A 14,817-nucleotide genomic window follows, 5' to 3' on the forward strand; every position below is an offset into this window, starting at 1 on the left:
CTCGAGATGGCTTATGACGCTTTCATCTCCTACAGCCATGCGGCCGACGGGGCACTCGCACCGACTCTGCAGCGCGGTCTGCAACGGCTGGCCAGGCCGTGGCACCGGCGACGGGCACTGGAGGTGTTCCGCGACCAGACCGGCCTCGGTACCAGCCCGGCGCTGTGGTCGTCCATTCAGAAGGCCCTCGCCGGATCGGACCACTTCGTCCTGCTGGCCTGCCCGGAGGCAGCGGGCTCCCGGTGGGTCAACCAGGAGATCGAGGCCTGGCTGGCGCAACACCCGGTGGACCGGCTCCTCCCCGTCGTGACGTCCGGGGAATGGGTGTGGGACACCGCCCGAGGTGACTTCGACTGGGAGCGGTCGACGGCCGTACCGCCCGCTCTGCGCGGTGTGTTCCGCGAGGAGCCGCGTCACCTGGACCTGCGCTGGGCCCGCTCGGAGAGCGAACTCGATCTGCGCCACGGCCGGTTCCGCGACGCCGTCGCCGAACTGGCCGCGTCTATCCACGGCGTGAGCAAAGAGGACCTCGACAGCGAGGACGTCGCCCGGCATCGCGGGATGATCCGGCTACGCCGCAGCGTGCTCGCGGTCGTGGGCGTCCTGGTCATGCTGGCCGCCGGCACCGGCGCGGTCGCGGTGCGTAACGGGCGTACGGCGGCTGCGTCGGCGGTCGAGGCGTCGCGGCACCAGCAGCTGGCCGACCAGCACCGCAACTCCGCTGCCGCGTACGCGGCCGAAGCGCAACGTCAGCAGCAGATCGCCGGGGACGAGCAGCGCCGCGCTCAGCAGGCCACCGAGGACGCCCGGCGGCAACAGGGCAAGGCGGGAAAGGCGGCAGCCGAAGCAAAACGGCAGGAGGACAATGCCGCGCTGGCCGCCGCCGACGCGCGCCGGCAGCAGACCCGCGCCGAGCGCGCCGCGGCCGAGGCCGAACGCCAGCGATCCCTCGCCGCCGAGCAGGAGCGCAAGGCGGCCGAGGCCGCCGACGACGCGCGGCGGCAACGCGACCTCGCCGATCAGCAGCAGGCCCGGGCCGACCGCGCCGCGGCCGAGGCCGAACGCCAGCGACGCCAGGCCGCCGAGCAGCGGCGCAAGGCGGCGCAGGCCGCCGAAGATGCGCGACGGCAGGAACAGGCGGCGCGCGCCCAGCAGCGGATCGGCATCAGCCAGCGTCTGATCAGCCAGGCCGACTCGGTCCGGCAGCAGGATCCGCGTACGGCGGCAACGCTCGGTCTCGCCGCGGCGCAGCTGCAGCCGGGCGACCGGGCCGAGGCCGGGCTGGTCAACACGTTGGTCGGCACCCGTTACGCCGGGACCCTCTCCGGCCATTCCGGATCGCTGACGACGTCGGCGTTCAGTGCTGACCGGCGTCTCCTGGTGACCGGGAGCGCCGATCAGACCGTACGGCTGTGGGACCTGCCCAGGCGCGGCGCCCCGCGGAGCCTGGCCCAGCTCACCGGCCACACCGACTTCGTGGAGAGCGTCGCGCTCAGCAGGGACGCCACTGTCCTGGCCACGGGTGGTCAGGATGGGGCCGTACTGCTGTGGGACCTCAGCGACCGCCGCCACCCCCGCCGCCTGGCCCGGCTCGCCGAGCACACCGACACCGTGACCGCGGTCGCGCTCAGCGCCGACGGGCGCACCCTGGTCAGCGGCAGTTGGGACGGCTCCGCGCTGGTGTACGACCTGACCGAGCCCCGTCACCCTCGCCGCCTGGCCCGGGTGGCCGAGGGCGACGCGCAGGTGACGGATCTGGCCCTCAGCGCCGATGGGCGCACCCTGGTGACCAGCAGCTGGTACAGCACAGTGGTGTGGGATCTGAGCGACCGCCGCCAACCGCAGCGTCTCGGCCCGCTGGCCGAGCTCAGCCGATCGGCGGTCGACCTGACACTCAGCGCTGACGGGCTCACGCTCGCCGTCAGCCGGCAGGACGAGCCCGTCTCGGTGTGGGACCTCAGTGACCGCGGCAACGGCCGCCGCGTGGCCCAGCTCACCGACGGCACCGGCTGGGTGACCGCGATCGCGCTCAGCGCCGACGGGCACACCCTCGTGGCCAGCTACGCGAACCAGGCCGTACTGGGGTGGGACCTGACCGATCCTGGCAAGCCCGTACGGATCGCCCAGCTCACCAGCCACTCCGGGTCGCTGAACGCGATCGCCGTCAGCGCCGACGGGCAGCGGCTGGCCATGGAGGGCCGCAACTACACCGAACAGTTGTGGGATCTGAGCGACGGCACGGGTCCGCGACGCGTCGCTGAGGTCGCCGGCCACCGCGACGAGGTGAGCGGGGTTGCCCTCAGCGCCGACGGACGGACCTTCGTCACCGGAAGCTACGACGGCACCGCGCAGGTGTGGAATCTGTCCCAGCCCGCCGCCCCCCGCCTGCTGGGCCGGCTGAAGGGCCACCTCGACTCGCTGGACGCGGTCGGGCTCAGCGCCGACGGACGCACCGTCATCACCAGCAGCATCGACACCGTGCGGCTGTGGGACACCGCCGACCTCTCCACCAGCCACCCCGTCTTCAGGAATACCAGTCCGACGGATTGGGTGGCCGATTCGGTGCTCAGCCGGGACGGCCGGCTTCTCGCCGTGGGCCTGGGCGACGGAACGGTCCAGCTGTGGAACACGACCGACCGCCGCGCACCGCGACGACTGGCCCGGTTCGAGGGAGTCGGCAACGGGGTGGAGGTGCTGGCACTCAGCGCTGACGGGAAGACCCTGGCCGTCGGCAACGGCAAGGATGTCCAGCTGTGGGACCTGACCAGGCCCGCCTCGCCCCGGAAGGCGGCTCTGCTCAGCGATGCCGGCGCCGATATGGACGAAGTGTCGCTGAGCGCCGACGGACGGATGTTCGCCGCCTCCGGCTCGTTCGGGGTGGTGCTGCTGTGGGACACGACCGACCGCCATCGTCCCCGTCAGCTCGCCCAGGTCGTCGGCGACTTCGGCACGACCGACGCGGTGACACTCAGCCCGGATGGCCGCACGCTGGCCAACAGCGGTCCGGGCGGCGCCATTCTGCTGTGGGACCTGACCGACCGCAGCAACCCCCGCCGCCTGACCCAGCTCGACGGCACGGTCAGCTCCACGTCGACGCTGGCGTTCAGTGCCGACGGCAACAGCCTGGCCGCCGGCTTGCGCCGCTCCGCCGGGGTGTGGGACCTGACGCACCTCAACGATCTCCGCCAGGACGCGGTCAAGCGGGCCTGCGCGGTCCGCGGCGGCCTGACCCGGGCGGAATGGGTGCGCCATGTGCCCGACGTGCCGTACGAAAAGACCTGTCAGCCCAGCTGAGAAACGCACGATGGGCCGGGGCCGCTGGAGCGGCGCCGGCCCGTCGTGGTGGGTCAGCTGCAGGTGGTGCCGTTGAGGGTGAAGCCGGTGGGGGCGGCGGCGTTGCCGGTGTGGCTGGCCTGGTAGCCGATGGTGGCCGAGGCCCCCGGCGCCAGGGTGCCGTTGTAGCCGGCGTTGGTCGCGGTCACCCGGCCGGTGGCCGGGGAGAAGCTCGCGCTCCAGCCGGAGACGATGCTCTGCCCGGTGGCCAGGGTGAAGGCCAGGTTCCAGCCGTTGATGGCGGCGGTGCCGGTGTTGGTGATCGCGATGCTGGTGGTCAGGCCGGTGTTCCACGCGTTGACCGCGCTGGTGACCCGGCAGCCGCCGGTGCCGCCCGGGCTGGTGGTCGGCGGGGTGGCGGACGGCGTGGTGGGCGGTGCGGTGGTGGGCGGGGTGGTCGGCGGCGGGGTGGGCTGGCTGCCGCCGACGGCGCTCATGATGGCGTCGATGATGCCCTGCTGGGTCACCGTGGTGGAGCTGCGGTCGAACAGGCCGAAGCCGTGCTGGCCGTTCCAGCCGTTGTCCCAGTAGGCGGTGGCTGCGCCGTACTTCTTGGCGGTCGCCACCACAGCGCGGGCGTAGTCGGCGCGGTAGCGGTTGTTCGTAGAGTCGTACGTCGTCTTGTCGATTGAGCCGTACTCCCCGACGAAGACCGGATATCCGCGCGTGACGAACTTGTCGTACGTCTTCTTCAACTGCCCGTCGAGGAAGTCTTCCTGTCCCCAGACCGACTTCTTCGCGGGGTTCGTCGCGCCCGCGCCCCACTGCGTGATGGTGCCGTCTTCCTGTCCCGCGAAGTCCCACGGGTCGTAGTAGTGCACCGAGATCATGATCCGCTGCTCGCCGGCCGGGATGGACGACGACCGGTTCTGGTCGGTCGGGAGCACGAAGCCGCTGCCCACGGTGTGGTCGATGTTGGTGTTCCAGCCGGGCACCAGCAGCCACCGGGAGGCGTTGGTCCCGCCGGTACGGCGCACGGTGTCCACGAAGATCTGGTTGTAGGCGTTGATGTTCGAGTAGCACGGCTGGGTCGGGTTGCCGTACTGGCCGTCGAAGTTCTCGTTCATGGACTCGAAGATCAGGTGGTCGTTGTAGCTCTGGAACCTGGTCGCCACCTGCTGCCAGACCTTCTGGTACTTGTCCCTGACCGTTGCCTGGTCGGCCACATCGCAGATCAGCCAGGACCCGGTGACGCTCTTGAACCCGTCGCCGTGCATGTTGATCAGCACGTACAGGCCCCGGCGGTGGGCGTAGTCGACGACCTCCTGGATGCGGTTCAGCCAGGCGGCGTTGACCGTGTAACCGGGGCCGGCCCCGATGTGTCCCAGGTAGGAGACCGGGACCCGGATCGTCTTGAATCCCGACGCCCGTACCCGGTCGATGAGGGCCTGCGTGACGACCGGGTTGCCCCACGCCGTCTCGCTGGGGATGCCGTTGGTGTTGGCCTCGAGCGTGTTGCCCAGGTTCCAGCCGGCGCCCATGTCGGCGACCAGCTGGGAAGCGTTCAGCTGGGCCACGACGTCGGCCGAGGCCGGCCTCGTCACGCCGTACACCGTGCCGGCGAAGGCCAGCGTGGCGGCCAGGAATGCGAGCCCGGCCTTCCTTGCTCTCGAACTCATGGCTGTCCCTCTCCTACCGCCTCCAGCACTGATCCCGGCGAGAGTGCGGCAATGGCGCTCTAGAAGCGCTTGAAGTGCGCCTTCTTTGTTGGCACACCAGCCAAAATACAGCAGACATCAATGACCGTCCATCAACTGCACAGTTCGACGGCTTATTCGCCGTCGCGGTAGGCCAGGGCGGCCAGCACCCGGCGGTTGTCCTCGGCCGAGACGACCAGGCCGAGCTTGCGGAACACGTTGTTGATGTGCTTGTCGACGGCCTTCTCGGTGATGAAGAGGCGAGCGGCGATGGCCGCGTTCGTGCGGCCCTCGGCGACCAGGGCCAGCACCTCCCGCTCCCGTCGGGTGAGGATGCCCAGCCGGGCCGGATCGACCGATCGGCCGGCGGCAGGGTCCGGCGGGGGCGCGATGAGCGGCCGCAGCGCCCTGGTCAGCGCGTCGGTCGCGGCGGCGCCGAGGAGCACACGGGACAGCCTCATCGACACTTCCACCAGAGGCGGGGTCAGCCACCACCACAGGGCCAGGCCGGCCAGACCGGCCACTACCCAGGCCGGGCGGTACGGCAGCGGCAGGCCGAAGCAGGCGCTGGACCCGACGAACAGAGCGGCCACCACCACGGGCGGGCAGACGCCGAGCGTGCCGTTGACCGCGAGCCAGACCACGTCGTGCCCCGTCATGGGCTGGCGGACCAGCACCAGTGCCCGCCGCCACCCGGCCACTTCGGACCGGGGCGGATACGGGCTGGGCAGGCGGTCATCGGGTCGCCGCGTCAGCAGTAACCGCCGCAGGCCCGCGACGGCGAAGGGCGTCGCGCCGAAGCCGACACGTTCGCCGTCGTCGAGAGTGCTTCCGGCGAGCCACCGGGAGGCCTGGGCGAAGTCACGGATGAGCCGGACCGCACCGGCCACCACCGGTGCGCCGATCGGCGGGACCACCAGCAGGGCCAGCCCGGCCAGCAACAGGGCCAGCAGTCCGAGACCGCCGATCGCCAGGCCCACCATGACGAAGGCCCAGCCGAGCAGCCGCTGCCTTCTGGCCACCGAGACGACGGCCACCCTGATCGCCCGGAACCGGCGAGCTGGTTCCCCGACGCCTGGGCCCACCATGCGAAGATTCTGGCACATTCGACGCATCCACCGGGGTGGGGGAAACCCCACCATCGGGCCGCAGTGGGGTTGGCACCCGCGACGATCGGCCCTCCGCGTGGCCAGGCTGGCCGCTGTGCATACGTTGATGAAACACCTCCTGGCGCTGACCGTCGTCGTGTCCGCAGCGGCGAGCGGACCGCCTGCGCCCGCGGTCGCGAGTCCCGTCGACGGCCTGGTCACGACCGAGGTCTCCTTCACCGGAGGCGGCGGCGTCACCCTGCACGGGTCGGTGGTCGCCCCGGCAGCCCGGAGCGGGCCCCTACCCGCGATGGTCCTCGTGCACGGCGGAGGGGCCGGTCCCCGAGCCTGGCTCCGCCAGGAGGCCGAGACCTTCGCTCGGGCCGGGATGGTGACGCTCATCTACGACAAGCGGACCGACGGCTACTCCCTCGTGGAGCGTTCGTACGGCCGGCTCGCCGAGGATGCCCTGGCCGCGCACGAGGTCCTGCGGGTGCAGGCCGGAGTGGATCCGGCCCGCGTGGGGCTGTGGGGCGTCAGCGAAGGCGGCTGGGTCGCGCCGCTGGCTGCCAACCGGTCCGACCGGGTCGCGTTCGTCGTGACCGTCGGGGCGAGCGGGGTCACGCCGGCCCGGCAGGAGGCCTGGGCCAAGGCCAACCGGCTCCGCGCGGCGGGCGTGGGCGGTTCGATGCTGCGGGCCTACCCGGGCACTGCGGTCGCGCTCCTGACCGGCGCCGGAATGTTTCCCGAGGCGAAGTACGACCCGATTCCGCCGCTGACCCGGCTCCACCAGCCCATCCTGGCCATCTGGGGCGCCCACGACGAGGTGAGCCCACCCGCCGAGAGCATGGCGATCTTCGAGCAGGCCCTCAGCCGAGCCCGGAATGCCAGGGTTGCCCTGCGGGTCCTGCCCGACGGCGACCACGCGGGCTATCTCGCTACCGACGGCGGCTTCGCGGTCCGGAACTGGATCACCGCCGGAGGTCGATTCGCGACCGGCTACGTCGAGCTGATCCAGTCCTGGGTACGCGGCCTGACCGAGCCGGCGAGTGTCGACCGCGACGCCCGCCCGGAGCAGCCGACGATCAGTACGGCCCTGCCCTCCCCGTGGTACGCGCATCTCGGCATCTTCCCGCTGCTGTTCGTCGGCTTCACGGCGTATCTCCTGCTGGGGATCGGCCGCCGCCGCCGGGTCGTCAGGCCGGCTCGCTGGTTGGCCGTCGGGGGCGCGGTCGTGGTGTCCGGGCTGTTCGCCTACCTCGCCGCCCTGCTGATGTCCTCCGAGCAGGCGGTCGGCCCCGTTGTCCTCGGTCGTCCGGTCGTCTGGCTGCTGCTGCAGGTGACGGCCGTGTTCGCTGTCGGAGCGGGGATCGCCACGGCGGTGGCCTGGCGGCGGGTCCGGGCCGAGCTCAGGGGTCCGGCCCGGCTTCGGCTGGGTTTGCTGGGCGGCACCGCGGCGGCATTCGTGCCGTGGGCCCTGGCCTGGGGACTGCTGCTGCCCTGACCCTCGCTTTCGGCAGTCGGCGAAATGGCTAGCGAGTAGGGAGAAAGGGACATAGCGGCGCCCTGGCCAGGGACGTTGTTGTCCGGAGAGCGACGTATCGAACACATGCGAATATCCCCATGCATGCTTCTATCTTTCCGCCGGGCATTGTCCACAGGTGGGCCCTCTGCGATATTCCAATCTGGACCGCTGCCAGCGACGGTAGTCAATCAGGACTCCGTGCTGCGGTGCTGCCATCTTGTGCGGAGGACCCCGTGAAACGCCGACCTCGTCAACTCTCCATAGGCCTGGCCGTTCTTGCCCTGCTGGCGACCACCGGTGCCGCCGGAATCCACTTCGCCGGTGCCGAGGTACCGGTTCCCGTGGCCGCCGGCGGCGAGATGCCCGGCGCGCTCGGCGCCCACAACCAGAAGCTGCTGCAGTCCGTGCCGGGCAACGACGGCATGGCGCCGGACGGTCCCGGCGTCGCCGGGCAGCAGGAGTTCCTGGAGCGGGCCTACCCGGCCGCCACCATCTCCGTCGAGCAGATGGACAGGTCGAAGGCGGCGTACGCGGCCGCCGAGAAGCGCGCGGTCAGCAGCCTGCGCGGCGCCGCCGCCCGGAAGTGGACCAACGTCGGCCCGAGCGAGGCGCTGTACCCGTTCACCGAGTTCCGCAACTCGTTCAACTACGTGCCGAACGAGTACGTGGCCGGCGGCCGGGTCACCTCCATCGACATCGCCCCGGACTGCAACAACCTGCTCTGCCGGGCCTATGTCACCCCCGCCGGTGGCGGCGTCTGGGCCACCCTGAACGTGCTGGCCGCCGAGCCGAAGTGGTTCTACCTGGGCGGGCCGCTGGGGATCAACGCCGCCGGCTCGGTCCGCATCGACCGCAACGACCGCACCGGGCTGACCGTCTACGCCGGCACCGGCGAGGCGAACATCTGCGCCTCCGGCTGCGTCGCCGGCGTCGGCCTGTACAAGTCCACCAACGGCGGCGTGACCTGGAAGGGCCCGCTGGGCAAGGACGCCCTGGACGGCAAGGGCATCGGCGAGATCACCATCAAGCCGGGCGATCCCAAGACGCTGTACGTGGCCACCACCACCGCCCTGCGCGGCATGTCGAGCTCCTGCTGCACCGGCGTGACCCGGCCGGTGCCGGACGCCGCCAAGTGGGGCCTCTACAAGTCCACCGACGGCGGGACGAGCTGGAAGTTCATCCACAACGGCTCGACCTCCCCGGCCCAGTGCACGGGCAGCGCCGCGGAGTTCGCCAACACCGAGACCTGCTCGCCGCGCGGTGTGCGCTACGTCAAGCTGGACCCGCGCAATCCCGACGTCGTCTACGCCTCCTCCTACGCCCGCGGCGTCTGGCGCTCCCCCGACGCCGGCGCGACCTGGACCCAGATCAAGCCCTCGCTGAACGCGGCCGTGATCCAGACCCGCGCGGCGATCGACGTGGCCGCGCTGCCCGGCGGCAAGACCCGGATGTACGTGCACGAGGGCAACACCGGCACCCCGTACTCGCGGCTGTTCCGCAGCGACGACGTGGCCACCGGCACCCCGGCCTTCGCCGACCTGACCAGCTCGAACCCGGCCGACCCGGGTTACGCCACCTACAACCAGTGCACCGGGCAGTGCTGGTACGACCTGTTCGTGCACACCCCGGCCGGGCACCCGGACATCGTCTACACCGGCGGCTCCTACGTCTACGGCGAGACCATCGCCCACAAGCGGGCGGTCGTGCTGTCCACCGACGCCGGCGTCAGCGGCACCGACATGACCTTCGACGGCACCGACGAGCTGCACCCCAACGGCCTGCACCCCGACCAGCACGCACTGGTCACCCACCCGCGTAACCCGTACCAGTTCTTCGAGGCCAACGACGGCGGCGTGATGCGCTCCAGCGGCACCTTCGTCAACCGGTCGAGCTGGTGCGACAACCCCGACCGGGAGCTGGCCACCGCCGCCGAGCTGGACCGCTGCCGGCAGATGCTGTCGAGGATCCCGGCCAAGCTGACCGGCATCAACAAGGGCATGACCACGCTGCAGTTCATCAGCCTGTCGACCAGCCCGCACGACCCCAAGCTGCTGCAGGGCGGCACCCAGGACAACGGCACGTGGGAGAACAAGGGCCAGCGCAAGCGCTGGGTCAACACGATGATCGGTGACGGCGGTGCGTCCGGCTTCGACGTGGGCCGGCCCGAGTTCCGGTTCCACACCTTCTTCGACGCCTCACCCGAGGTGAACTTCAACAACGGCGACATCGGCAGCTGGATCACCATCTCCGACCCGATCTTCGGTCAGCCCGGCACGCTGTTCTACGCCCCCGTCATCAACGACCCCAAGGTCAGCGGCACGATGTTCGCCGGTACCGCGCGCACCGTGTACCGCACCAAGACCTTCGGTCTCGGTGACCGGAGCATCGCCGAGGCCAACGAGATCTGTAACAGCTGGACCGGCACCTTCGACGAGGTGTGCGGCGACTGGGAGCCGCTGGGCACCACCCAGCTGACCGCCGCGACCCTCGGCGACCGGGCCGGTGGCGCCGTCTCGGTGGTCCAGCGGGTGGCTTCGGACTCCTCGACCGCGTACGCCGCGACCAGCACCGGCCGGGTGTTCGTGAGCCGCAACGTCGACGCCGAGCCGGCCTCGGCGGTCACCTGGACCCGGATCGACACCGCCACCACCCCGAACCGGTTCGTCACCAGCATCCACATCGACCCGGCCGACCCGGCCCGGGCCTGGATCTCCTACAGCGGGTTCTCCTCGAACACCCCGGCCACGCCCGGGCACGCGTTCGAGGTGCGGGTGCCGGCCACCGGTGCCGCGACCTGGACCGACCGGTCGTACAACTTCGGTGACCAGCCGATCACGGACCTGGTCCGCGACGACAACACCGGCGACCTGTACGCCTCCACCGACTTCGGCGTCCTGCGGCTGGCCAGGAACGGTACGACCTGGGCCAAGGCGGCCACCGGCATGCCGAACGTCGAGGTCGCCGGACTGACCGTGGTACCGGGTGAGCGGGTGCTGTACGCGGCCTCGCACGGCCTCGGCGCCTGGCAGCTGCCGCTCCGGTAGCCGGCCATCGCAGACAACCTGGTGAGGGGCCGCAAGCGCGGCCCCTCACCGCTGCCCGGGGCAGCCGGCCGGGCCTGGCGCACCCTGGGCGCGGTCTTCGTCGTCCTGGTCTTCGTCCCGCCGCTGCTGCTGCTGGTCTCCGGATCGTTCACCCAGCCCGGGCTGCCGCCGTCACCGACACCGCAGCTGGTGCCCGATCCGGTGTCCACCGCCGGTTACCAGCAGGCCCTCGCGCTCGGCGGCCTGCGGCGCGCCTCGCTCAACTCGATCCTGGTGGCGGCCGTCGCGGTGCCGCTGAGCGTGCTGGTCGCGGCCCTGGCGGGCTTCGCCCTGGCCCGGCTGGCTCCCCGCGTCACCGCCACCGTCGTGGCCGCCTCGCTGGTCGCGCTGATGGTGCCGGCCACCGCCCTGCTCGTGCCCCGCTTCGCGATCTTCCGGCTGCTCGGGCTCACGGACACCCTGGTGCCGCTGATCGCCCCGGCTCTGCTCGGCACCTCGCCGCTCTACGTGCTGGTGTACTACCTGGCCTTCCGGGCGCTGCCGGGCGAGCTCTACGACGCCTGCCTGATCGAGGACCTCTCGCCGGTGCGGATCTGGTGGCGGGTCGCGCTGCCGCTGGTCCGCCCGGTGACCGCCGGGCTCACCGCGCTGACGTTCGTGCTGACCTGGTCGAACTTCCTCGATCCCCTGGTCTACGTCTACGACCGCGACCTGTTCACCCTGCCGCTGGCGCTGCGCTCGCTGTCGGTGCTGGACCCGACCAACTTCCCGGTCTTCCTGGCCGGGGCGGTGCTGGCCACGGCACCGGCGCTGGTCGTCTTCGTACTGGCTCAGCGGCGCTTCCTGCGTCATGACGATCCGACCGAACGGACCTGATGATGAGACTCAAGGCCCTGCTGGCGCTGCTGCTGTGCACCATGCTGGCCGCTACGGGCTGTGGCTCCGGCTCCACGTCGCCGGGCGGCGCGCCGGTGCGGTTGCTGGTCTTCGGCGCCCCCGAGGAGCTGGCCGCGTACCGGACGCTCGTCGATGCGTACTCCAAGGCCCGGCCCGGCACCGACGTGCAGCTGGTGGAGGCCAGCGACCGCAAGGACCTGCTGGCCCGGCTGGCCACCTCGGTGGCCGGCGGTGCCCCGCCGGACCTGTTCCTGATGAACTACCGCTTCTACGGCCAGTTCGCCGCCAAGGACGTCGTCGAGCCGCTCGACGACCGGATCGCCGGCTCGTCGGCCATCGACCCGGGCGACTACTACCCGGTGGCGATGGACGCCTTCAAGTGGGGCGGCAAGCAGTTGTGCCTGCCCCAGAACGTTTCCAGCCTCGCGGTGTACTACAACCGCACCCTGTTCCAGAAGTACGGCGTGGCCGAGCCGAAAGCCGGCTGGACGTGGAACGACATGATCACCACGGCGACCGCGATGACCCGGGACCCCGCCGGCCGGGTGATCAAGGGAACGGAGAGCGAGGGTGCCGCCCTGCGGCCCGCCCTGTACGGCCTCGGCGTCGAGCCGTCGATCATCCGGCTCGCCCCGTTCGTCTGGTCCAACGGCGGGGAGATCGTCGACGACCCGGCGCGGCCGACCCGGCTCACCCTGGACACCCCGGCCGCCCGCGAGGCCCTGAAGAATCTCGTCGACCTGCGGCTGGCGTACGGCGTGGTGCCCACCGACGAGGACGTGGAGGCCGAGGACGACGAGTCGCGGTTCGCCAACGGCCGTCTCGCCATGGTGCTGAGCTCGCGCCGGGCCACCACCACGTTCCGCACGATCACCGGCTTCGAGTGGGACGTCGCCCCGCTGCCGGTGTACCGCGGGCAGGTCGGCGTGCTGCACTCCGACGCGTACTGCATGACCAGGGGATCGAAGAACAAGGACGCCGCCTGGAAGTTCCTCGAGTTCGCCATCGCCGAGGAGGGACAGAAGATCATCGCGGCCACCGGGCGTACCGTGCCCTCGCACATCGCGGTGTCGACCTCGGCGGCGTTCCTCGGCCCGGCCCAGCCCCCGCGCACCGCCAAGGTCTTCCTCGACGCCATCCCGGCCGTACGGGCACTGCCCACCGTCTCGACCTGGCCGGAGATCGAGGACGCCACCGGGGGCATCCTGGAGAACGCCCTGTACCGGGGTGACAAACTCGACGACGTGATCCGTGATCTCGACGAGCAGACCCGGCCGTTGTTCGCCCGCGGCGAGCACGGGTGAGCGATCCCGGGCTCCTGCTGGAGGGCGTCTCGGCCGCGTACGGGCGCACCCCGGTGCTGCGCGGCATCGACCTGACCGTGGCCCCCGGCGAACTGCTGGTGGTGCTCGGCCCGTCGGGAGCCGGCAAGTCGACGGTGCTGCGGGTGGTGGCCGGTCTGGAGCCGGTCACCGCCGGGCGCGTGCACATCGCCGGGCGCGACGTCACCACCGACCGCCCCGGCCGGCGCAACGTGTCGATGGTCTTCCAGTCCTACGCGCTGTTCCCGCACCTGAGCGTGGCCGACAACATCGCCTTCGGCCTGGAGGTCCGCGACACCCCCCGCGCGGTCGCCCGGCAACGGGCCCGGGCGGCGGCCGAGTCGGTCGGCTGCGCGGCCCTGCTGGACCGGCGGCCCGGCCAGCTCTCCGGCGGTGAGCGGCAACGCGTCGCCCTGGCCCGGGCGCTGGTCCGCGAACCGGACGTGTTCCTGCTCGACGAGCCGCTGTCCAACCTCGACCTCGCGCTGCGCACCGAGATGCGCACCGAGCTGCGGGCCCTGCACGACCGGCTGGGCGCGACCATGGTCCACGTCACCCACGACCAAACCGAGGCGCTGGTGCTCGCCGACCGGATCGCCGTGCTGCGCGACGGCCGGATCGAGCAGGTCGACACCCCCGACGCGATCTGGCACCGTCCGGCCAGCGCGTTCGTCGCCCGCTTCGTCGGCTCTCCGGCGATGAACCTGCTCCCCGCCTCGGGCCCGTTCACCCCCTCCGGCAGCGCCCCACCCGGGCTGGCCGCGGCGGAAGAGCTGCAGATCGGGTTCCGGCCGGGGGCCGTCACGCTGCGTGCCGCCGACGACGAGGCCGGCGGGAGCGCCGCCGTCGTGGACCGGGTCGAGGTGGTCGGTGAGGACGCGTACGCGTACCTGACTCTGGCCGGTGGCCCGCCGGTCGTGGCGAGGGTGCCGGCTGATCGCCGGCCGGTCCGGGGCGCGGCGGTACGGGCGGAGGTGCGCTGGGCGGACGTGCACGTCTTCCACGCCGGCAGTGGACTGCGGTACAGCCCGTCATGAGACCGGACTCGCGTTCACGCCGTCAGCTGGTGATGATGCTGATGCCGTACCTGATCGGGCTGCTGGTTCTGGTGCTGCTGCCCGCCGTTATCACGCTGGCGCTGGCGTTCACCGAATACGACCTGCTGCGCCCGCCGCGGTGGGCCGGGCTCGCCAACTTCAGCGAGCTGATCGACGACCCGATCTTCCGGGTGGCACTGACCAACTCGCTGGTGTTCGCGCTGGTCGCCGTACCGTTGCGGGTGCTGTTCGCGCTCGGCCTGGCGCTGTTGCTGCACCGCCGGGCGCTCGGGGTCGGCAGCGCCCGCAGCGCGGCGATGCTGCCGACCGCCGTGCCGGAGATCGCCTACGGACTGCTGTGGCTGTGGCTGCTCAACCCGCTCTACGGCCCGATCAACCAGGTGCTGCGCACCGGTGGTGAGAACGGCCTGACCATGCTGGGGCGCACCCCGCCGCAGTGGCTGACCGACCCGACCGACGCCCGGGCCGCGATCATCGCGATGAGCCTGTTCACGATGGGCGAGACGTTCGTGGTGCTGCTGGCCGCGCGCCGGGCGCTGCCCCGCGACGTCTACGAGATGGCGGCCCTGGAGGACGCCACCGGCTGGGACGTGTTCCGCCGGGTCACCCTGCCGTTGATGGCACCGGTGCTGGGGCTGCTGCTGGTACGCGACGCCGTGCAGAGTCTGCACTTCACCTTCGTGCCGGCGCTCGTGGTCACCGACGGCGGGCCACCGCCGTACGCCACCACGTACCTGTCACTGTTCGTCTACCGCAACGGCTTCGAGTACCTGCGCTATGGCTACGCGGCTGCCGCGACCCTGGTCATGATTCTGCTGACGGTGGCGGCGGTGGTGGTCCAATGGCGGCTGATCCGGCGTTACCGTGCCTTCTACCGCTTGTGAGGAACCGGCCGCGGGCGGGTCGCGTCCCA

Annotated in this window: 9 protein-coding genes; 7 read left to right on the forward strand and 2 right to left on the reverse strand. The window is 71.4% G+C overall.

Annotated elements, in window-relative coordinates:
- The first annotated feature begins 6 nt into the window (after positions 1-6).
- Entirely contained in the window at positions 7-3,294 is a 3,288-nt protein-coding gene (locus tag Aau02nite_RS11275) for a TIR domain-containing protein (RefSeq protein ID WP_212988290.1), read from the forward strand.
- Positions 3,295-3,347: 53 nt separating this feature from the next.
- Here the strand turns inward: Aau02nite_RS11275 and Aau02nite_RS11280 are convergent, their stop codons facing one another.
- Together Aau02nite_RS11280 and Aau02nite_RS46345 are read right to left on the reverse strand one after the other, a co-directional pair.
- Positions 3,348-4,952, reverse strand: a complete 1,605-nt coding sequence (locus tag Aau02nite_RS11280; protein WP_212988291.1) for a cellulase family glycosylhydrolase — start codon at positions 4,950-4,952, stop codon at positions 3,348-3,350.
- A 152-nt stretch (positions 4,953-5,104) separates the two neighbouring features.
- A complete protein-coding gene (locus tag Aau02nite_RS46345) occupies positions 5,105-6,058 on the reverse strand; it encodes a helix-turn-helix domain-containing protein (RefSeq protein ID WP_212988292.1) in 954 nt (317 codons plus the stop codon).
- A 127-nt stretch (positions 6,059-6,185) separates the two neighbouring features.
- Between Aau02nite_RS46345 and Aau02nite_RS11290 the strand changes: the two genes are divergently transcribed.
- From Aau02nite_RS11290 to Aau02nite_RS11315, 6 genes are all read left to right on the forward strand, one after another.
- A complete protein-coding gene (locus Aau02nite_RS11290; RefSeq protein WP_212988293.1) occupies positions 6,186-7,562 on the forward strand; it encodes an alpha/beta hydrolase family protein in 1,377 nt (458 codons plus the stop codon).
- A 254-nt stretch (positions 7,563-7,816) separates the two neighbouring features.
- The gene (locus Aau02nite_RS11295; RefSeq protein WP_212988294.1) at positions 7,817-10,627 is read left to right on the forward strand and encodes a WD40/YVTN/BNR-like repeat-containing protein; all 2,811 of its coding nucleotides are present in this window, start codon (positions 7,817-7,819) and stop codon (positions 10,625-10,627) included.
- Between the two features lie 21 nt (positions 10,628-10,648).
- Entirely contained in the window at positions 10,649-11,503 is an 855-nt protein-coding gene (locus Aau02nite_RS11300) for a carbohydrate ABC transporter permease (protein WP_212988295.1), read from the forward strand.
- Entirely contained in the window at positions 11,503-12,828 is a 1,326-nt protein-coding gene (locus Aau02nite_RS11305) for an ABC transporter substrate-binding protein (protein ID WP_212988296.1), read from the forward strand. The genes Aau02nite_RS11300 and Aau02nite_RS11305 overlap by 1 nt, the downstream gene beginning before the upstream one ends.
- Positions 12,825-13,883: an ABC transporter ATP-binding protein gene (locus Aau02nite_RS11310; protein WP_212988297.1), complete on the forward strand. Its 1,059-nt coding sequence runs from the start codon at positions 12,825-12,827 to the stop codon at positions 13,881-13,883. The genes Aau02nite_RS11305 and Aau02nite_RS11310 overlap by 4 nt, the downstream gene beginning before the upstream one ends.
- A gap of 35 nt (positions 13,884-13,918) precedes the next feature.
- Entirely contained in the window at positions 13,919-14,788 is an 870-nt protein-coding gene (locus Aau02nite_RS11315; protein ID WP_212988333.1) for a carbohydrate ABC transporter permease, read from the forward strand.
- The last annotated feature ends 29 nt before the right edge of the window (positions 14,789-14,817 follow it).

The sequence above is a fragment of the Actinoplanes auranticolor genome (assembly GCF_018332655.1).
GTDB lineage: Bacteria > Actinomycetota > Actinomycetes > Mycobacteriales > Micromonosporaceae > Actinoplanes > Actinoplanes auranticolor.